The sequence below is a fragment of the Chloroflexota bacterium genome (genome assembly GCA_009840625.1).
Taxonomy (GTDB): domain Bacteria; phylum Chloroflexota; class UBA11872; order UBA11872; family VXNJ01; genus VXNJ01.
On record VXNJ01000008.1, the window covers coordinates 1 to 18,869 of the forward strand.

Annotated in this window: 19 protein-coding genes; 6 read left to right on the plus strand and 13 right to left on the minus strand. The window is 67.0% G+C overall.

Annotated elements, in window-relative coordinates; translation table 11 throughout:
• The 3 genes from F4X41_05415 to F4X41_05425 form a co-directional block, all read left to right on the plus strand.
• The coding region (locus tag F4X41_05415; GenBank protein MYB16457.1) for a 2-oxo acid dehydrogenase subunit E2 at positions 1–972 on the plus strand (972 nt) is incomplete at its 5' end.
• Between the two features lie 34 nt (positions 973–1,006).
• Positions 1,007–2,425 (plus strand): dihydrolipoyl dehydrogenase, encoded by a 1,419-nt coding sequence (gene lpdA / locus F4X41_05420; protein ID MYB16458.1) that lies wholly within the window; start codon positions 1,007–1,009, stop codon positions 2,423–2,425.
• Complete coding sequence (locus tag F4X41_05425) at positions 2,422–3,570, plus strand: aminopeptidase P family protein (GenBank protein ID MYB16459.1); 1,149 nt, start codon at positions 2,422–2,424, stop codon at positions 3,568–3,570. Before lpdA ends, F4X41_05425 begins: the two co-directional genes overlap by 4 nt.
• A gap of 71 nt (positions 3,571–3,641) precedes the next feature.
• Here F4X41_05425 and F4X41_05430 read toward each other — a convergent pair whose 3' ends face one another.
• The 13 genes from F4X41_05430 to F4X41_05490 form a co-directional block, all read right to left on the minus strand.
• Positions 3,642–4,061: a type II toxin-antitoxin system VapC family toxin gene (locus F4X41_05430; protein ID MYB16460.1), complete on the minus strand. Its 420-nt coding sequence runs from the start codon at positions 4,059–4,061 to the stop codon at positions 3,642–3,644.
• Positions 4,058–4,357 carry a type II toxin-antitoxin system prevent-host-death family antitoxin gene (locus F4X41_05435; GenBank protein ID MYB16461.1) on the minus strand — a complete coding sequence of 100 codons (300 nt, stop codon included), beginning with the start codon at positions 4,355–4,357 and terminating at the stop codon, positions 4,058–4,060. Before F4X41_05435 ends, F4X41_05430 begins: the two co-directional genes overlap by 4 nt.
• A 171-nt stretch (positions 4,358–4,528) precedes the next feature.
• Positions 4,529–5,308, minus strand: a complete 780-nt coding sequence (locus F4X41_05440) for a trehalose utilization protein ThuA (GenBank protein MYB16462.1) — start codon at positions 5,306–5,308, stop codon at positions 4,529–4,531.
• Between the two features lie 71 nt (positions 5,309–5,379).
• Positions 5,380–6,513: a hypothetical protein gene (locus F4X41_05445; protein ID MYB16463.1), complete on the minus strand. Its 1,134-nt coding sequence runs from the start codon at positions 6,511–6,513 to the stop codon at positions 5,380–5,382.
• Positions 6,510–7,556 (minus strand): hypothetical protein, encoded by a 1,047-nt coding sequence (locus F4X41_05450; GenBank protein MYB16464.1) that lies wholly within the window; start codon positions 7,554–7,556, stop codon positions 6,510–6,512. The genes F4X41_05445 and F4X41_05450 overlap by 4 nt, the downstream gene beginning before the upstream one ends.
• Positions 7,553–7,957 carry a cytochrome c-type biogenesis protein CcmH gene (locus F4X41_05455; GenBank protein ID MYB16465.1) on the minus strand — a complete coding sequence of 135 codons (405 nt, stop codon included), beginning with the start codon at positions 7,955–7,957 and terminating at the stop codon, positions 7,553–7,555. The genes F4X41_05450 and F4X41_05455 overlap by 4 nt, the downstream gene beginning before the upstream one ends.
• A complete protein-coding gene (locus F4X41_05460) occupies positions 7,942–9,936 on the minus strand; it encodes a heme lyase CcmF/NrfE family subunit (GenBank protein MYB16466.1) in 1,995 nt (664 codons plus the stop codon). Before F4X41_05460 ends, F4X41_05455 begins: the two co-directional genes overlap by 16 nt.
• 229 nt (positions 9,937–10,165) lie before the next feature.
• A complete protein-coding gene (locus F4X41_05465; protein ID MYB16467.1) occupies positions 10,166–10,837 on the minus strand; it encodes a cytochrome C assembly protein in 672 nt (223 codons plus the stop codon).
• The gene (locus tag F4X41_05470; GenBank protein ID MYB16468.1) at positions 10,830–12,224 is read right to left on the minus strand and encodes an ATP-binding cassette domain-containing protein; all 1,395 of its coding nucleotides are present in this window, start codon (positions 12,222–12,224) and stop codon (positions 10,830–10,832) included. The genes F4X41_05465 and F4X41_05470 overlap by 8 nt, the downstream gene beginning before the upstream one ends.
• Before the next feature lie 35 nt (positions 12,225–12,259).
• The gene (locus tag F4X41_05475) at positions 12,260–12,802 is read right to left on the minus strand and encodes a cytochrome c maturation protein CcmE (protein MYB16469.1); all 543 of its coding nucleotides are present in this window, start codon (positions 12,800–12,802) and stop codon (positions 12,260–12,262) included.
• Positions 12,803–12,859: 57 nt separating this feature from the next.
• Entirely contained in the window at positions 12,860–13,318 is a 459-nt protein-coding gene (locus tag F4X41_05480) for a hypothetical protein (GenBank protein ID MYB16470.1), read from the minus strand.
• Positions 13,311–13,907 carry a redoxin domain-containing protein gene (locus F4X41_05485; protein ID MYB16471.1) on the minus strand — a complete coding sequence of 199 codons (597 nt, stop codon included), beginning with the start codon at positions 13,905–13,907 and terminating at the stop codon, positions 13,311–13,313. Before F4X41_05485 ends, F4X41_05480 begins: the two co-directional genes overlap by 8 nt.
• 8 nt (positions 13,908–13,915) lie before the next feature.
• Positions 13,916–14,407 carry an NUDIX domain-containing protein gene (locus tag F4X41_05490; GenBank protein ID MYB16472.1) on the minus strand — a complete coding sequence of 164 codons (492 nt, stop codon included), beginning with the start codon at positions 14,405–14,407 and terminating at the stop codon, positions 13,916–13,918.
• Positions 14,408–14,483: 76 nt separating this feature from the next.
• Between F4X41_05490 and lon the strand changes: the two genes are divergently transcribed.
• The 3 genes from lon to mreC are packed head-to-tail and all read left to right on the plus strand — an operon-like array spanning position 14,484 to position 18,822.
• Positions 14,484–16,907, plus strand: a complete 2,424-nt coding sequence (gene lon / locus F4X41_05495) for an endopeptidase La (GenBank protein ID MYB16473.1) — start codon at positions 14,484–14,486, stop codon at positions 16,905–16,907.
• Between the two features lie 48 nt (positions 16,908–16,955).
• Positions 16,956–17,987, plus strand: a complete 1,032-nt coding sequence (locus F4X41_05500) for a rod shape-determining protein (GenBank protein MYB16474.1) — start codon at positions 16,956–16,958, stop codon at positions 17,985–17,987.
• Positions 17,905–18,822 (plus strand): rod shape-determining protein MreC, encoded by a 918-nt coding sequence (gene mreC / locus F4X41_05505; protein MYB16475.1) that lies wholly within the window; start codon positions 17,905–17,907, stop codon positions 18,820–18,822. The genes F4X41_05500 and mreC overlap by 83 nt, the downstream gene beginning before the upstream one ends.
• Positions 18,823–18,869 lie beyond the last annotated feature (47 nt).

Below are 18,869 nucleotides of genomic sequence, written 5' to 3' on the forward strand. Positions count from 1 at the left end.
TCGGTGATGTGTATATTTGACAGCGCCGGCCCCGCAGGTGCCGGCTACGGCTCGGCCCCGCGCGCCGCGCCGCGCCCGGCCGCCGCTCCTCCACCGTCGCGCCCCGGCCAGGGACCGGTGTTCGCCTCGCCCAGCGTGCGGGCCCTGGCGCGCGAGATCGGGGTCGACATCTACCAGGTCCCCGGCAGCGGTCCCGCCGGACGAATCTCTTCCGACGACGTGAAGGCCTTCGCCCGCAGTCGCCCGGAGGGGGCGCCGGCCGCTCCCGTTCCGCTGCCGGACTTCTCCCAATTCGGCGCGACCGAGGAGGTCGATCTATCGCGCCTGCGGCGGACCATCGCCCGCAACCTGGGCAATTCCTGGAACCAGATTCCCCACGTCACCCTGCACGCCCAAGCCGAGATCGACGAGCTTGACCGGCAGCGGCAGGCCCTGCGGGCAAGCGGCCGGCGCGCCAGCATCACCGCAGTCCTGGTTCAGCAGGTCGTGGCCGCGCTGAAAGCCGAGCCGGTCATCAACGCCAGCTTTGACGCCGGCGCCGGCAAATTGGTGCTGAAGCGCTACTACAACATCGGAATCGCAGTCGACACGGAGCGCGGCCTGGTAGTGCCGGTGATCCGCGATGCCGATTCGAAATCACTGGACGACCTGGCGGCCGAACTAACCGACCTTGCCGAACGCGCCCGGGCGGGCAAAGCCTCCCCGGACGAACTCAGCGGCGCCAGCTTCACGATCACGAATCTCGGCACGCTCGGTGTCGGCGAATTCACCCCGATCATCAACCCACCCGAAGTTGCGATCCTGGGCGTGGGTGCATCAGAGTCGCGACCCGTCTGGAACGGGGAGAGCTTCGAGCCGCGTCTCACGCTGCCGCTTTCGCTTTCAATCGATCACCGCGCCGTCGACGGCGCCGACGGGGCCAGGTTCCTGTCCGCCTTAACGCGCGGTTTAGCCGCGCCCGGGCTCATCTGACCGGCAACCTGTAGCAAGCGACCGGGAGGCTGATTTGGCAACCGACCAGCAGGCATTGAGAGTCGCCGTCATCGGCGGCGGACCGGGTGGATACCCGGCCGCGTTCGCCGCCGCGCGGGGCGGCCACCAGGTGACCTTGATCGACGAGAACCCGGCGCTCGGAGGGGTCTGCCTGCGCTGCGGCTGCATCCCTTCGAAAACGCTGCTGCACGCGGCCGACATCATGGCCGCCGCCGAGGGCGCCAAGCAATTCGGAATCGAATTCGGAGAACCCCGGATTTCGGTCGACGGATTGCTGGGTTGGAAGGACAAGGTCATCGACCGCATGTCGGGCGGCATCGCCATGCTGGCGCGCCAGCAAAAGGTAAACGTGGTCTGCGGGCGGGCGCGGTTCGACGGGCCCGGGCGCCTGGCGGTCGAGGGTCCCGACAGCCAGTTGGTCGAATTCGACCGCGCCGTGATTGCCACCGGCTCAAGCCCGTTGCAGCTTCCGATGTTCCCCGACGACCCGCGGGTCCTGGATTCGACCTCGGCGCTGGATATCAGCGGGCCGCCCAAGAACCTGTTGGTGGTTGGCGGGGGCTACATCGGACTCGAGCTCGGATCCGTCTACGCGGCCCTTGGCACCAGCGTGAGCGTGGTCGAGATGACCGCGGGTCTTCTGCCGGGCGCCGATCGCGACCTGGTGCGCCCCCTGCAGCGGCGTCTCAAGGACGAGTTCGAGAACATCTGGCTGCGGACCAGGGTCGAACGGGCGGGCGCTTTTCCCGGCGGAATCCGCTGCGAGTTCCGGGGCGAAGACGCCGACGTGGCCCCGGCCTGGTTCGACCAGGTGCTGGTTGCGGTGGGGCGAAAACCCAACAGCGCCGACCTGGGCCTGGACTCGGTAGATGTGAGCACCGACAAGCGGGGATTCGTCCGCGTCGACGGACAGCAGCGCACCAGCAATGCGTCGATATTTGCGGTGGGGGACGTCGTTGGCGGCTCCATGCTGGCGCACAAGGCGACCGCCGAGGCCAGGGTCGCAATCGAGGCGATGAACGGCGAACCGGCCCAGTTCGATCATGTCGCGATCCCGGCGGTGGTGTTCACCGACCCCGAGATCGCCTGGTGCGGTCTCACCGAGACGCAGGCGCGCGCCGAAGGGCGTGAGATCCGCATCGTTCGCTTCCCCTGGGCCGCCCTGGGCCGGGCAACCGCGATGGGGCGCAACGAGGGGATGAGCAAGCTCATCATCGACCCGGTCGACGAGCGGGTGCTTGGGGCCGGAGTGGTCGGTGTCGGCGCCGGCGAGTTGATAGCCGCCCAGGTCATCGCCATGGAAATGGGCGCGGTCGCGTCCGAAGTCGCCCACGCGATCCATCCCCACCCGACCACCTCGGAGTCGGTAATGGAAGCAGCCGAGATTTTCTACGGAGCCAGTCCGCACTACCTGGGAAGGGTCGCCAAGTGATACCCAGCCTCTGCCCCGATGCCTGCCGCGCACGCCGCGAAACCCTCCGGAAGCAGGTCTCTTCCGCGCACGCCGGAGTCGACGCCCTGCTGGTGTCGCGGCCCGAACACGTGTACTACCTGACCGGATTCCTGCACGACCCCAACAACATCAACAATCGCGCCCCGCAGTACTTGCTGATCGACGCCGACGGCGGCGCGTCGCTGGTAATCGATGGGTTCGGTCCCAACCGTCCCGGACTCGCCCTGATGGCCGAGAACGGCATTGAGGTGATCACCGGTGGATGGGCCGCTTTCGACCCGCTGGTGCCGCGCACCATCGCGGCCGCCCGCGCGGTCGCGGCCGAACTTGGACGCCGCGGCATCGGGCGCCTTGGCGCCGAACCCGCCCACCTGCCGCGCGCGGCTGCCGACGAAGACGCGGTCGTGGTCGACGTCGAACCCCTCATAACCCGGATGCGGCGGCGCAAAGACGATGACGAACTGGCGATCATCCGCGCCGCGATCAAGGTCGGCGAGCGTTTTCACCGGGCCGCCCGCGAACGAATCCGGGCCGGAATCTCCGAGGTGGACCTGTACGCCGAGGTCGTGGCCGAAGCCACCAAGGAAGCCGAACAGCCGCTGGTGATGATGTGCGACTTCCGTTCCGGACCGCCCATGCGCACCGGATTGGGCCCGACCGGGCGGATCATCGAACCGGGTGACAATCTGCTGCTCGACATTTACCCCTACATGAAGGGCTACCGCTGCGACATCACCAACACCCTGAATGCGGGCGGGAGGCCGACCGCGCTGCAGGAGAAAGCGATGGAGGCGGCGATTGCGGGGCTAAACGCCTGCGCCGAAGCCGGCCGCCCAGGGGTGAGCGGTGACGACTTCTACCGGATCCAGACCGACGCGATCGCCGAATACGATCCGGCCTGGAAGCAGATGCAAGGGCACGCCGGCCATTCGCTCGGACTCGAGCATCCGGAAGCGCCCGACTTTCGCACCGGCAATTCCGAGACGATTACCGAAGGTGACGTGATCACGTTCGAGCCGCATGTCTTCGGCGACCCGTTCCAAGGCTGCCGCATCGAGCACAACTACCTGGTAACCGCCGACGGGTTGGAGCAACTCTCCCAGCACGAAATCGGGCTCTGCTGATCCAATAAAGCCCCGCCGGGCGGGCGGGGACGCCACTTAATCGGACGGCTGTCAATACCGGCCCCCGCCCTTCAGACGGTGGCGAATCCCTCCAGGCGGGCGGCTTCGGCCAGGCGCTCGTCGTTGCAGACAAATTCAATCGCGGACGAATGTTCGCGAACCGCGACCAGCGCTGCCGCCAACTGCAAGGCGGCCGCTGCCCGCAGCGGATGCACCCGCAGCAAGCGTGACGCCCTGGATCGGACCTGATTGCCGGGCGAAACCTCGAACCAATCCCCGGCAAGTTCGGACAGAGCGCTGCGTGCGGCCTGCGATGATGCCGGACCGTACCCGGGCTGCCTGCCCAGCCGGGCCAACGCCGCTTCGCATTCGAGAGGAGTTCCCCACCAGGTGACGATGACCGGATCGGATTCCAGGAGCGATCGCCGGGCGCCGCTTGATGGTTCGTCCACGAGCAACGGCACCAACGCCGACGAGTCCCAGTACCTCAACGGCGCGACCCGCGGACCCAGCCGATAAGGTCGTTTCCGGTCATTCCCGGCGGCATCTTGGGGCGCTCGCGGGCGAGGAACCGGTCAACATCGAGTTTCTTGCGCCGTGGCCGCACTACTCCGCGGGCCACCATTTCGGCCAAAAGCGCTTCGTCGCCGAGGCCTTCCGGGTCGTACGGCGCCAGGGTCGCAATCGGCCTGCCGCGGGAGGTTATGAGAACCGATTCGCCGCGTTCGATCTCCTGCAGGAGAGCACTCAACCCGTTCTTCGCCTGGGTCACACTGGCTATTTTCATAAGTACGCTCTGGCTATAAGCATATGGCTATTCTAGCCTTTTCCCGAGTGAATCGGCCGGGTGCGCCCGCCACCATAGCAATTCCAGAGCCGGATTCGGGGCACCGCGCCGTCCCCCGCACCGGCAAATCCGCCCCCGAAGGCCGTCGGGCTCCCGGGATGGCGGCTCAGCTCAGGCGCGACCGCGCGCCACCACCTCGTCGGGATGCTCGGAGAAATCCGGACCTTCGTACCAGGCCAGCTCCTCGATCGGCAGCGCGTTGCCGTAGGTGGGAACCTTGCCGCGCGGCGCCGCCACGTAAGCGATGCCGTTGGCAATCACGTGCAGGACGTTCTGGTCGTGGTAAATGGGAAGCGTCTCGTGCCCGGGCCGGAAATAGAAGATCTTGCCCGCGCCGCGGTGAAATACGCACCCCGAGCGGAACACCTCGCCGCCCTGGAACCAGCTGACGAACACCAGCTCGTCCGGCGCCGGAATGTCGAAGTGCTCGCCGTACATCTCGGACTTTTCCAGTTCGAAGTACTCGCCCAAGCCGGCCGCGATCGGGTGCGCCGGGTCCACGACCCAGATTCGCTCCCGCTCGTCGGCCTCGCGCCATTTGAGCCAGCAGGAGGTTCCCATGAGCTTCTTGAAGATCTTGGAAAGGTGGCCCGAATGCAGTACCACCAACCCCATACCCTGCATGATCCGCTCGTGAACGCGGTCGACGATTTCGTCGTCGACTTCACCGTGGGCCATGTGCCCCCACCAGACCAGCACGTCGGTGGCATCCAGCAATTCTTCGGTCAGCCCGTGTTCGGGCTCGTCCAGGGTGGCCGTCCGGATGTTCATCGAGTTGTCTTTTGGCAGTCCGGCCGCGATCGCGCCGTGGATTCCGTCGGGGTAGATGGCGGCGATCTTCTTGCTTGCCCGCTCGTGGCGGAATTCGTTCCAGATGGTCACGTTGATCATTCGCGATCCCTAGCTCCCGGGGGTAGATTCGGCGGCGGGTGGGGACGCGCCAGCCTAGCTTGAATTCTGCGTTAGGAGCCGGGTCCCGGCCGCAGGCGCCGGGCCAGATCGGGGTCGTCGGCGAGCAGCGCGGCCAGGCCTTCGGCGGCGTCGCGATCCACCGGGTCTTGACCGGCGCGGCCCAGCATTTCCCGGGCCTCAACCAGGCGTCGGCGGCGATTCCGGGTCCGGGCGGTAACGGCGAATACCGCCAGTGCCGTTCCCGCAATAACCGCAGCAAGTGCCGCCAGCCGCGCTTCCAGCGCGCTGCCGAGCCGGTCGCCGAACCCGTATCCGGGATCGCTAATCCGCAGCGCTACCGATTCCCCGGAGGCAAAGCCGGTGCCCTCGTAGATGGCCAGTCGCGCGCGTTCGTTCATCTGCAGCCCCGGCTGCTGGACCAATTGCGGGGCCGTTATGCGAACCTGGCTCTCGACCCCCCAGACCCTGAAAACGGCCGCGGGCGCCGGCATGCGCACGTCCAAGTGCTGTCCGCCCCGTTCCCATGGAAATTGGTACTCGAAGGAAAACGTGGATTCCCCGGGCGGCAGGGTAGCGGCGCCCAGCAGTTCCCCGCCGCCGGGGCCCACTTCCCACGAAGCCGGCCCGGCCAGGGCAGCGACCGCGGTCGTCGCCGGTGGCAGCGGGAACCGGAGCAAGGGACTGTGCGGTTCGATCGCCAGCGCGCGGTCGCCGGGCAGCTGATACGTGACCGTGTGGACGGAGCGGATCCGCGCGCCGTCGGCTTCGCGGGCCAGGACCAGCGAGTAATCGGTCAACAAAGCTCCCGGGTCGGATATGGCCGGCTCGAAGATCAACAACCGGGCCTGGAGATTGGGCCGCTCGGCCAGACTGACCGGCTGGGAAGCGAAGGTGAGCCCGTTGTGGGTGGTCGTGGCGACGTAGATCCAGGAGGGATCGGTGCTGAGCCCGCGGGCGACCGACCGTCCCCGGCCGTCGCGCTCCAGGTCGCGCCAGTTCCCGGCCAGAACTTCGCTCTGGAATCCGAGTAATTCCACCTCTAATCCGCCGGGGACGGCGGCACCGGCGGTTCCGTTTTCCACCACTATCGTTATGGACCCGCCATCCTGGGCGAGCGCCTCGCCCGGCATCAGCAGCAGCCAGATGAGTCCCAGGATTGCCCAGGCCCGACGGCGCCGGATCAAGCCCAATTTCGTCCCCCGTCGCCGCTGCGATAGAGGTTGCCGGACACATCGACCACCCAAACGACCCCGTGGTGCCGGCCGTCGCCAAACACCGCCCGCGCCGCGATTCCGCCCGGCAGCGGAGCCCAGGCGGCTCCGCCGTCCAGGGATCGGTAGAGGCCCTGATCGGTAGCCGCGTACAGCGCCCCTACAAATACGCTGCCGGCCGCGCCGGCGGTGCTGTCGCCGCTGTCGGGGTCGTAGTCGATGTCGAAAATTCGCGCTGTCGGCAGGGCCCCGTTGACGAATCCGTTGGCTCCGCCCCAGCCGGAATCGCCATCGCCAACCAGGACCCCCTGAATCGAGGTGGCCGCCCAGATCCGGGGGTCGGAGTCGCTGAGGGAAAGCGCCTGCAGGCCATCCGGCGATCCGGCCCGCCCTTCGCGCCAGCTCGACCCGCCGTCATCGGAAAGGAACAACCGCCCCGCCGCATCGGCCGCCGCAATGCGGATTCCGCTGCGCGAGGAGCCGATGACCGTGATCGCCTCCGGCAGCGGCAGGGATTCGCGCTGCGAGTCGATCCAGCGGCTGCCGTCGGCCGCCAGGATTCCGGCCGTCGCCCCGGCCGCGATCGGCTGGGAGTCGATCTGGGTGAGGCGGGGGTCGGGCGCAAGCGGCGACGTCAACCAGGTTCCATCGACGGTGCCAACCGCCAGGGACTGCCCGTCGGCGGTCACGAAGAGGTCGGCGGTCGGAGACGATTCGAGCCGGGCCACCGGATCGGCTCGGACCGGCGCGTCGGTCCGCAGCGCCGCCGCCGCCAGCAGCACCGCGAAACCGACGAATGCGAGCGACCCGGTCAGGCCCAGCAACTGGCCCCGGTTTACCCGCGCCCGTCGTCGCGGCCGGCGCGGCCCCGGCCCTTGCGGCCGGTTGAGCTCTTTTAGCCCTTCCGGGCCCAGCGTTGGCGGTGCGCCGGCCGGCGATCCGAGCAGCGGCTCAAGCGCGATCCCGAACGCAACCAGGGCGGTCAGCCCCAGCAGGGCGGCGAAATATATGGTCAATCGGGCTGCCGACGCCGACCCGGACGGAAGAACTCGAATCGGCTGGCGGCGATCGCCAGGCCGGCAGCCACGATGGCCACCGGACCGATCCATACCCATAGCTGGGTCCCCGATTTGGGCGGATCGAGCAGGATTTCCTCGCCGTAGCGTTCGACCATGAATTCGATCACCTCGGCCTCACTGCGGCCGCGCCGCAGCTGCTCGGCGATCGCGGCCCGCATCTGAACCGCAAGCTCGGCGCCGGAATCCTTCACGCTCTGGCCCGCGCAAACCGGGCAGGCCAGTTTGCCGGCAATCGCCCAGGTCTGTTCCTGCAGCAGGTCCTCTTCGGCGGCGCCCTGGCCGGTGAGAGCCAGCAGCAGCCCGGCAAGCAGCAGCGCTGCCGTCAGGCGCCGTGCCATGCCTGCCAGGCCAGAGTTTTGCCGACGGACCCCCGGTCCGCCGCCGTCAGGCGCGGAACCGCGCCCGGCCAGAAAACGATCAAAACCCCCAGGAAGAAGATCAGTCCGCCCACCCACATCCAACCGATCGCGGGATTAACCAGCACCCGCAGGCTGACTTGCTCGAACCCATCACCCCATCCCGAAAGCACCACGTAGATGTCGCTCAACTGCGGGAAGCTGGTGCGAATCCCGACGTCGGATACCGGCTGGCTCTCCCAGCCGCGGTGCACCCGCCGTCCGGCCACCAATTCGTCGACCTGGTCTGCCACGGAAACATCGAACCGGGCGTCGACGTAGGTGACGCCGCTGCGCACGAACGAGTCCACCCCGCGGTAGGTTATCCGGTAATCGCCCACGCTGGCCGATTCGTTCAGGCCCAGGGTTACGGCCCGCTCGGAGCCGAACCCGCTGGCGCCCACCGCCCCGACCGCCACCAGCACCACGCCCAGGTGCACCACGTAACCGCCCCAGCGCCGCCGATCGGCCGCGAATCGCCGCCAGGCCGCCTTTGGACCGCGCCGCAGGGGGCCGGAGAATTCGACCGCCACCGCCGCCGCCGTAAACGCGCAGGCGCCTACTGCTACCAGAAGCAGCGCCTGCGAAACCCCCGCCAGCAAAAAGGCCGCGCTCACCAGCGCTCCGGCCAGCAGGGCCGGTGCCAGACGCCGGATGAACGCCCGCCCCGTCGTCCGCCGCCAGGCCAGCAGCGGCCCCACCCCGGCCAGGGCCAGCAGGCCGACCAGCAGCGGCGCGTTCACCTGGCCGTAATAGGGCGCTCCGACGGCGACTTGGCGCCCGGTCAGGAGCTCGGAAATCAGCGGGAAAATAGTGCCCCAGAACGTGGTCGCGGCCAGCGATGCCAGTAACAGGTTATTGAGTAGAAAACCGGATTCGCGCGAACCGACCGATTCAAAGCGGCGCGAGCTGGCCAGCAGCGGGGCCCGGTAGAGGATCAGCAGCACCGCGACCGTGAGCAGTATCCCGAACCAGACGAAAAAGTAGGGACCGATCAGCGACTGGGCGAATGAGTGCACCGAGGTGAGGACTCCGGACCGGACTATGAAAGTGCCAAAGATCGCCAAAACGTAGCAGAGCAGGCAGAGGGCTATGTTCCAGGTCTTGAGCATCCCGCGCCGCTCCTGGACCATGGCCGAGTGCAGGTACGCGGTCGCCAGCAGCCAGGGTATCAGGGCCACGTTTTCCACCGGATCCCAGCCCCAGAATCCTCCCCAACCCAAGACGCGGTAGGCCCACCATGCGCCCAGGATCAACCCGGCCGCCTGCAGCGACCAGGCCAGGAGCATCCACGGCCGGTTCAGGGCCAGCCACGCCGAACCGACCTGGCCGGTGGCCAGGGCCGCGATCGCGATTGCAAACGGGGTCACGAAACTCACATAACCGGCGGTAAGCAACGGCGGGTGAATCTGCATCGCCAGGTCCCAGAGCAGAGGGTTCAGCCCCCGTCCGTCGGCCGGGGCCGGGACCAGGCGTTCAAACGGCGAACTCTCGAACGCGAGCACGGCCAGGAAAAAGAGCAGCACCGCCCCCACGACCAGGGCGACATAGGGCCCGAATGCGGGTCGCCGGCGCCAGATGAGCGGTACCGCGATGCCGGCATGCAGCGAGGTCAACCAGGCCCACAGCAGCAGTGAGCCGGCCTGGCCGCCCCAGATCGCGGCGAACGTCAGGCCGGGCGGCATGCCCAGCGCGGAGTTCTCGGCCACCGTCGAGATCGAAAAATCCGACGTGATGAACCCGGCCGCCAGAATCGCCATGGCCAGGGTCGTGGACAACCCGGCCCCGACGAGCGCGCCGCGAGCTGAGCGGGCCAGTCGATCATCGCGCATCCAGACTGCGAATCCGGACCCACCCACCCCGTAACAGGTCAGTGCCAGGGCCAGCAGCAGCGAGAGTCGACCGAGGGCGGCTAGATCCAAGTACGTTCCATTGGCGAGATTGCGGGAACCGGCATCAACCCGGGCGGCGCCGGCCCGCCGTCAGACTTTCCCGCCGGGTCGGTCGGAGCCTTCCTCGGCGCGACGTTCGAGATCGGATGAAATCGCCCGCAATCGGCCCCTGGCGTAGACCGCCCAGCCGGCCAGCCCCAGCAAAAAAGTCAGGTAGGCGATCGCAAGCATCAGCAGATTCGAGTCCCAGGCCGGCATGTCAGGCCAAGCCCTCGAGGCGATCGGCGGCCTTTTCGATCGCCAACTGCCACCACAGCATCACTCCCCAGACCAATAGCACCGCGATTGCCGCCGCAATTAGGGTGTGCGACATCGCCGGTGGCAGGCCCGGCGAATCCGGCGCGATTACCGAAGGTTGTGGGTGAAGGGTGCGCCACCAGTAGGCCGACATGTAGTTGATCGGGACGATGACTGCGCCCAGTATTCCGATGTAGGCGGCCAGGCGGCCGCGGCGGCGCGGCTCATCTATCCAGCCGCGCAACAGCAGGTACCCGGCCTGGACGAACCAGAGCACCAGCGTGGTCGTGAGCCTGGCATCCCAGGTCCACCAAACCCCCCATACCGCCCGACCCCAGATCGCTCCGGTCGCCAGTACGACGGTCGTGAACACGACTCCGACGATGGCGGCCGAACGGGCCAGCCGATCGGCGGCGTCGCCGCGGCCGGCAAGCACCGCGACGCTGGCGGCGGCGGTGACCAGAAAAGAAATGTAGGCGGCCAGGGCCGTGCCGACGTGGATATAGAGGACTCGCTGGACTTCGCCCTGCACCGCCTCGCGGGGCGCGTAAAAAAATATCGCGGCGAGCGCGGCGAGCGACGCCAGCGCGGCGAGCGCAATGAAGGGCGTTGGCGGGGCGGTCTTGCTACTCAACCAGGATCTCCTCTATCCCCAGGATTGAAACTGCGCCGATCAGGGCCGCGTAGGCAAGCCCCAAACCAACTGCCTGAAGCGTCTGCAAAACATTAGTCTGGCCGATTGCGATCGGCGCCGAAAGGACTCCGGCCAACACCACCGGGAGGGTCGCCGGCAGCATGAGCAATGGCCCCAGGACGGCCCGGGCGCCAACCATTGCCAGCAATGCGCCGTAGGCGGCCGCGACGGCCGACAGCGCCAGCGCCCCGGCGCCAGCCAGCAAGATCATCGCCGGGGTCAGCAAGTTGACCTCGAAGAAGAAACTCGCGGCCGCCAATCCAACCAGAGCGGTCGGCAGGAGCCGAATCAACTGGGTCAGGGCTTGTGTTACCAGCACCGCCGGACGCGCAATGGGAAGCGCCAGCAGCAGCTCGAGCGAGCCGGATTGACGAAGCTGGGGGAAGCCGAACTGGGCTCCAGTCACGGTCGCAAACACCATCGAAGCCCAGAATCCGCCGACCGCGGCGTCGGTCGAATCGGCAAGCGGAGTTTGCAGGGCCAGGCTGACCGTCAACATGATCAGGACTGCGAACGCCAGCAATGCGCCGATGTCGCGGCGCGATCGCCAGGCCTGGGAAAGTTCCATCCGCGCAAGCGCCAACAGGTCCCGCCAGCGCCCGATCGCCGGAGCGCCGGAGCCCAGCGACCGGGCTTGGGAGCCCGGCTCCTGCGGTTGGCCGGCGGCGATCTGGGCCAGCGCCCGGGAAGGATTGGTCGCCTCGACCGGGCAATCCGATACCAGGCGGCCCTCGCGCAGCACGACCACCCGGTCGGCCAGCGCCCAGACTTCCTCCGGGTCGTGGGTGGTCAGGATTACGGTGATCCCATCAGGCAATTCTTCGAGAAAGGCCTTAAGGGCGCCGGCACTGGCCGCATCCAGCCCTGCGAACGGTTCGTCCAGGAGCAGGAGCTCGGACGGGCGCGCCACGGCCATGGCCAGCTCCAGCCGTTTGCGCTGGCCGGCGGAAAGCGCGGCGGCCTGGCGCCCGGCCACCGTTTCCAGGTCGAACCGGTCCAGCAGGGCCGCCGCGGTCGGGGCCGAACCCGGATTCAGCGAGCGGACGAAATCCAGGTTCTCGCGAACCGTGGCCAGCGGGTAGGCCCGACCGCGATGGCCGGTCCCGGCGGTCCGCCGGCGCCGCTGCCAGGGACCGGTCCCGATCTGCTGGCCGCCGTAGCTGGCGTGGCCGGAATCGGGGCGGATGATGCCTTCCAGAACGCGCAGCAGGGTCGATTTACCGGCTCCGTTGGCCCCCAGCAGCAGGCATACTTCCCCCGGGGCAACGTCAAGGTCCAATCGGTCCAGGGCGATGGTCCGGCCGTAGCGGCGCGAGAGTCCGCGCACCGCCAGCCCGGATTCCGGAGTTGGCGGGTCGGCGATTATGGGTTGGCCCCCGCCGCGCCTAGTTCGTCGACGGCCTTGAACTCCGGTCCGTGCTGCACCAGCAGGTTGCTGGCCTCCAGCCGGCCGTCCTGCCAGCGGCCCTCAACCACGACCTCCTGGTATTTCTGCTCGTCCGAGTAACCGAGCAGGTCGGGCGGAGTTCCCTGATAGCTGACCGGAAATCCCTGCACGCCGTCGGTGAGCTCGAACTTGATCCAGAGCCGCGTGTCGTCCTGGCGGATTGAACCGTCGGCAATCCTCCCCTGCACCCTGACCGCACGGCCGGCGAGATCGTCGGATTGGCCGACCAGCTCGTCGATCGTCAGGTAGTAAACGGCCGCCGATTGGGCCGCCGAATAGGCGAGGTAGGCCACCGCCAGGACGATGCACGCGATCGCGATGGCCAGCGTAGGCGTGATCTTGCGCCTGGCCGGTGCCAGAGGTGCCGATGATTGCATCAGGTCTACATGCTCGCCGGCGGAACTAGGGCGGCAAATTCTCTTATGTTTATCGATCGGAGTCCAAGTGCGACGGACCATTTGAAACTTGGATCGTCATTTGTGCGGGCCGGTCACGGGGCGCCACCGCAAAGATCTTCACCCGCTTTCGATCAACTGCTGCATCAGCAGCGATACCGGATACGCCACCAGGCCGATCCAGGCGGCCAGGCCGACCCGCCCGCGAATGAACCGGGGTCCGGATTCCGGCCACGCGCGCAGCCGCGGCGGCAATCCCGCGCCACCCCGCCATACCAGCAGGAACGCCAGGAACGCCAGGGCCAGCTTCAGCGCCAGCAGGACCAGGTAGGCTCCCGTGGCATTCGGGTCGGCGATCCGGATGAAAACCAGGACCGCGCCGGTAAGCAGAAAAACCGACACCGAATGCGACATCGCCCGGCCGAGCTGGGCGGTCAGCTCGGAACCGACCGTGCCGGTCCGCGGCGCAACCAGATAAAGGAATAGCAGGCCGCCGCCGACCCAGAACGCCGCCGCCAGGACGTGCAGCAACCGGACCAGCAAAATCAACCCGGCGAGCGCCGCCGGGACTTCAGCCACCGCTCTCCCGCAGCAGATCCCGGGTCAGTTCGTCGAGCGACCCCGAGGAGAGCGGGCCGACCCAGCGGGCCCGCAGGACGCCCAGATGGTCGACCACCAGCGTCTCCGGGATACCGGCGACCCCGTAGTCGACGCCGACGGCGCCGTCGTGGTCCAAGGCCAGCGGAAAACTGACACCGTAGGTTTCTGCGAATTCGACGGCATCATCGTGCTGGTCCCAGAGCCCAATGCCCAGGACCGCCACCCGTGCGGGATCGGAAGCCTCCCAGTAGTCCTCCAGGACCGGCGCCTCGAGCTTGCAGGGGACACACCAAGAGGCGAAGAAATTCAGCACGACGACCCGCCCCCGCAGTTCCGACATCGACACCGTATTGCCGTCAAGGTCGGAGAGTGAAAAATCCGGTGCCGGCCGCGGATCGATTGCGCTGTTTCGCGCCAGCGTGTTGACCCCGGGTTGCGAGCGCGACTGTTCGCCGAGAGCCACGCCGAGGGTTACCAGGAGGCCCACTACGACCGCCGCGCCAAATAACCCGATCAACCACTGGCCCAGGCTCAAACCGGCGATCCACAGCCTGGCGCGGGAAAGCATTTCGGGGGTCAGTCCAGTCCCGCGAAAAGTTGGTAGGGCGTCCCGTCCGGGCCGCGCATCTCGGCTGGCAGCAACACCGGCGGATCGGTGGCCAGCGCCAGCTGGGCAACGCGGGCGTTGATGGGCGGCAGCTTGTCGAGCCCGGCCAGGTCTCCGAGTCCGATCCAGCGGGCCCGGTCGGTCTCGACCCCGTCCGGGGTAGGTTCACCCGATTCGTAATCGAGCAGGAACACGACATACGTGCTGTTGTAGTCGTCAGTCCGCGAGCGCAGGCCCAAGACCCCGCGCACGCTTGACTTGACCCCGGCCTCCTCCTCGACTTCGCGAACCACCGCCTGCTCCAGGGTTTCATCGCGCTCGATAAACCCGCCCGGTATCTGCCAGTTGCCGCGCCCGTAACTGGACGCCCGCCGGACCATCAGCAGTTTCCCGTTGCGAACAACCGCGCCGCCGACGCCGACGTTGTAACCGCGGTTGTAGGCCAGGAAGGTGGAACTCAACGGGAAATGTCCGTCCGCGAAGGGGAACTGCGGGTCGACGGGGCTAACCGCCGCCGCCAATCCAGGCAAAGTCTAGATGCCCATCAGGAGGCCAGCGGCTACGGGGTTCGGGATAATCGCAAAAATCCGATCCGGCCGCGAACTCTTGCCAGATTCTCCCGCCCCGAGCAGCCCTGTGGCTGACCCGGGCAAAGACCAACCGCGCATTGTCTTGGCGGTGCGCGGCACCGTCCTGTTTCCGATCCGCGATTCCTTGACCCCGCTACTGGTTTCACGCGAGAAGAGCCTGGCGGCGCTCGAAGCCGCGATGATGGCCGACCGCTCGGTCCTGGTCGTTACCCAGCGCGAGATTGAAACCGAAGACGTCGAGGGTGACGACCTCTTCACGGTCGGCACGCTGGCGGCCATCAACCGGATCCTGCGACTGCCCGACGGCACGACTTCGGTGCTGGTGGAGGGCCGCACGCGGATGCACCTGCGTCACATCACCCAGACCACCCCGCACCTGCTCGCCCGGGCCGAGCCGATCGATCCGCATCACGACGACTCCGACCGCGCCCGCGCCGTCGCCGACGCGGTCCTGGGATTGTTCGAGCAGGCCGTCGAGCGTTCGGCGGAACTGGACAAAGAGGCCTACGTGCGGGCGCTGAACGCCGCCACCCCGGGAGAACTGGCCGACGTAGTCGCCTCCAGTCTCGAGCTGCCTTACCTGCAGGCCCAGGAGTTACTGGAGATGGAGCAGCCGATCGATCGCCTGCGCAGGGTGCGATCGATGCTGGAGCTGGAGCTGGCGGTCCTGGCCGCCCAGAATCAGATCCACGACCGAATCTCGAGCCGGGTCGAGGACGAACAACACGAACAGATCCTGCGCGGTCAGTTGCAGGCAATCATGGACGAGATCGCCGAGACCGATGCCCCTTCGCGCGACGTCCGCGAGCTGCGGACCCGGCTCGAAGCCGGCCGCTATCCCGAATCCATTCGGGCCCGCGTCGAAAAAGACCTGATCCGGCTGGCCGACATGCCGACCGGGTCTCCCGAGGTGAACGTTCTGCGCAACTACATCGAGTGCCTGCTCGACCTGCCTTGGCGGCGATATACGCGCGACCGGATCGACATTGGGCGCGCCCAGGAGATCCTGAACCGCGATCACCACGGCCTCGACGACGTCAAGGAGCGGATCCTCGAGTTTCTGGCGGTGCGCAAGCTAACCCGCTCGCGGCGTGGGCCGATCCTGTGCCTGGAAGGTCCGCCCGGGGTTGGCAAAAGCAGCCTGGGCCGGGCGATTGCGACGGCCATGGGGCGCAAGCTGGTGCGGGTTTCGCTCGGCGGAGTCCGCGACGAGGCCGAGATCAGGGGGCACCGTCGTACTTACGTCGGGGCCATGCCCGGCCGGATAATCGCCTCGCTGCGCGATGCCGGGTCGGCAAACCCGGTCTTCATCCTCGATGAGATAGACAAGCTCGGAGTCGATTTCCGCGGCGATCCGGCCACCGCCCTCCTGGAAGCCCTGGACCCGGAGCAGAACTCCGAATTCTCGGATCACTACGTCGAGGAGCCTTTCGACCTCTCGCGGGTTTTTTTCATCACCACCGGAAACGACATATCGGACCTTCCGGCGGCGCTGGTTGACCGGATGGAGATCGTGAAGATTCCCGGTTACACAGACGCCGAGAAAACCGTCATAGCGCGGCGTCACCTGCTGCCGCGACTACTGCGTCAGCACGGCCTCGAGGCCGGCCAGCTCACAGTCTCCGATGGAGCCCTTGACCGCATCATCTCCACCTACACCCGCGAGGCCGGCGTCCGCGACCTGGAGCGCCAGCTGGCCGCGCTCTGCCGCAATGCCGCGGTGCAGTCCGTGGAAGGCCCGGCCGAATCCACATCCGTGACTCTGCGGAATCTAGCCCGGCTGCTGGGCAAACCGCGATTCGAACAGCAACTGCAGCTATCCGCAAATTCGGTGGCCGCGGCCAACACGGTTTTCTCGAATGCCTGGGGAGGCGCCCTGGCGCCGGTCGAGATAAACATGGCGCAAGGGGCCGGCAAGCTTTCCCTGACCGGCCAGCTGGACCCGGTATTGCAGGAGTCGGTGCAGGCGGCGCGGACCTACTGGCGGGTCCACGCCGAGGACCTTGGCACCAGCACCGAGGACTTCGACAAGCTTGACTTTCACGTTCACATCCCGGCCGGCGCCCAGCCCAAATCCGGTGCATCCGCAGGCATGTCGATCTGCGTGGCGATGCACTCGGCGCTCACCGGTCGACCGGTGCGGGCCGATACCGTGCTCTCCGGCGAGATCACGCTCCAGGGCCGGGTGCTCAAGACGCAGGACGTCAAAGCCAAGGTTTTGGCCATCGGCCGGGCCGGATTGGGCCGATTTGTCCTTCCGGCCGAGAATTGCGACGACCTTGAGGAAGTGCCATCGCAATTGCGGAAAGGGATCGACTTCATCCTGGTGCGCAGTGTTGACGAAGTACTTGCCGCGGCCCTGGCCCGGTAGCGGGCACGGAATCGGCGGCCGGCGCCGGTGATTAGGCTCCTGACAGACCTGCTGGGAGTCTTTTCCGCCGATATTGGAATCGACCTTGGCACCGCCAATACGCTGGTGTACGTGCGCGGCCGGGGAGTGGTCGTCAACGAGCCCTCGGTGATTGCCATCGAACAAATCTCGGGCCGCATTCTGGCGGTAGGCAGCCCGGCCAAGGCGATGGTTGGCCGAACGCCGCAGAACATCGTTGCCCACCGGCCCCTGCACGACGGGGTGATCGCCGATTTCGACGTGGTGGAGCAAATGCTGCGCTATTTCATTTCACGCGTTCACCCGCAAACCCTATTCCTGCCGCGGCCGCGAGTAATCGTCGGTATCCCCTCCGGGGTAACCGAGGTTGAAAAACGCGCAGTCCAGGAAGCCGCGATATCGGCCGGGGCGCGCGACGCCTACCTGGTCGAAGAGCCGATGGCGGCCGCAATCGGGGCGAACATGCCCATCCAGGACGCGGTCGGAAACATCATCGTCGACATCGGCGGGGGTACGACCGAAACCGCGGTGATTTCTCTGGGCGGGGTGGTGCTGGCTCATTCGGTGCGGATCGCCGGTACCGAGCTCGATCAGGCAATCATCGATTACATGCGCGCCGAACACGGACTGCTGATCGGCGAACGCTCGGCCGAAGCCTGCAAGATCGATGTTGGGTCGACCCGCCCGTTCGAGGGCGAAGGCGCGACGATCGTGCGCGGCCGTGATCTCGCCTCGCGCCTGCCGCGGTCGCTCGAGGTCTCCAGCGGCCAAATACGCGAGGCGATCACGCCGGTGGTATCCGAGATTCTCAATTGCGTGAACACCGCCCTCGAGTCGACCCCGCCCGAGCTTTTGGCCGACATCATGATCTCGGGCATTTGTCTGGCGGGCGGCGGGGCGCTGCTGCGCGGCATCGAATCGAGCATTGAGAGCGTCACCGGTATTTCCGCCTACGTGACCGAGCGGCCCCTGGAGGCGGTTGCGATGGGCACTGGAATCTGCCTCGAGAACATCGACCTCTATCGCGACGTGTTCGTCGGCGACGGGGTCGCGGCCCGTTAAAAGGAACGCGCTGCCGGTGGGCCGCCCGCGAATTCCGCTCTTGGCCCTCGTCCTGGGGGCGGGTCTGTGTCTTCTGCTGGCCATCCTGCACAACAACGGCTTGCTCAGCCCGGTCGAGAACGCCACCCTGCGCGCCGCCGCACCGGTCCAGTTGGGGCTGCGCCGCGTAGCCGAGGGGGTCGGCAGCACCCTGCAGTCTGTGCCGCGCCTTGGCTCGTACGCCGAGGAAAACCGCCAGCTACAGGAGTCGGTCGATGTTCTTCAGGCCGAACTCGCCCGCCTGCGACAGCAGTCCCGCGATGACGCCGAGTTGGTCGCAGCGGCCAATTTCGCCGCCGCTTATCCGGAATTTGAACTTGTGAGCGCCAACGTGGTGGCGCGCGACGGGTCGGCCCTGCACGAACTGCTGCAGATCGACCGCGGCAGCGCCAACGGAGTGGTCGTAGGAATGGCGGTAATCTCGACCGGCGGACTTGTGGGCAGGGTGGTCGACGTGGTTGAGGAATCGGCGCGGGTATTGCCGATCAACAGCCCGGATTCCTCGGTTGCGGTATCGGTCCAGGGAGAAACCGAGGACATCGTGGGCTCGGTCCAGGGAACCGGCACGGCACTGCTGGAAATGGACAACGTGCTGCTCGGCGACAAGATCACCCCGGGACACTTCGTCGTCACATCGGGTCTCGGGTCCCAGATACCCCGCGGCATATTGGTGGGACAAATAGTCAAGGTGCGCGACCGCGCCGACATAATCACCCGATCGGCCGACGTGCGACCGGCGGTGAACAATGACGAGTTGAAGCAGGTCCTCGTGATTCTGGCCGAGGTTGAATCGTGATGAGCGCCGGTCCGCGCGAAATCATCCTGGTCCGACGCACCGTGCGT

What these genes read in the sequence shown, in the direction of transcription:
- F4X41_05440 (MYB16462.1), bottom strand. Translation starts at nt 5,308, where the DNA reads ATGATCAACGTGACCATCTGGAACGAATTCCGCCACGAGCGGGCAAGC.
- F4X41_05435 (MYB16461.1), bottom strand. Translation starts at nt 4,357, where the DNA reads ATGAAAATAGCCAGTGTGACCCAGGCGAAGAACGGGTTGAGTGCTCTC.
- F4X41_05455 (MYB16465.1), bottom strand. Translation starts at nt 7,957, where the DNA reads ATGGCACGGCGCCTGACGGCAGCGCTGCTGCTTGCCGGGCTGCTGCTG.
- F4X41_05475 (MYB16469.1), bottom strand. Translation starts at nt 12,802, where the DNA reads ATGGTCCGTCGCACTTGGACTCCGATCGATAAACATAAGAGAATTTGC.
- lon (MYB16473.1), top strand. Translation starts at nt 14,484, where the DNA reads ATGCCCATCAGGAGGCCAGCGGCTACGGGGTTCGGGATAATCGCAAAA.
- F4X41_05485 (MYB16471.1), bottom strand. Translation starts at nt 13,907, where the DNA reads ATGCTTTCCCGCGCCAGGCTGTGGATCGCCGGTTTGAGCCTGGGCCAG.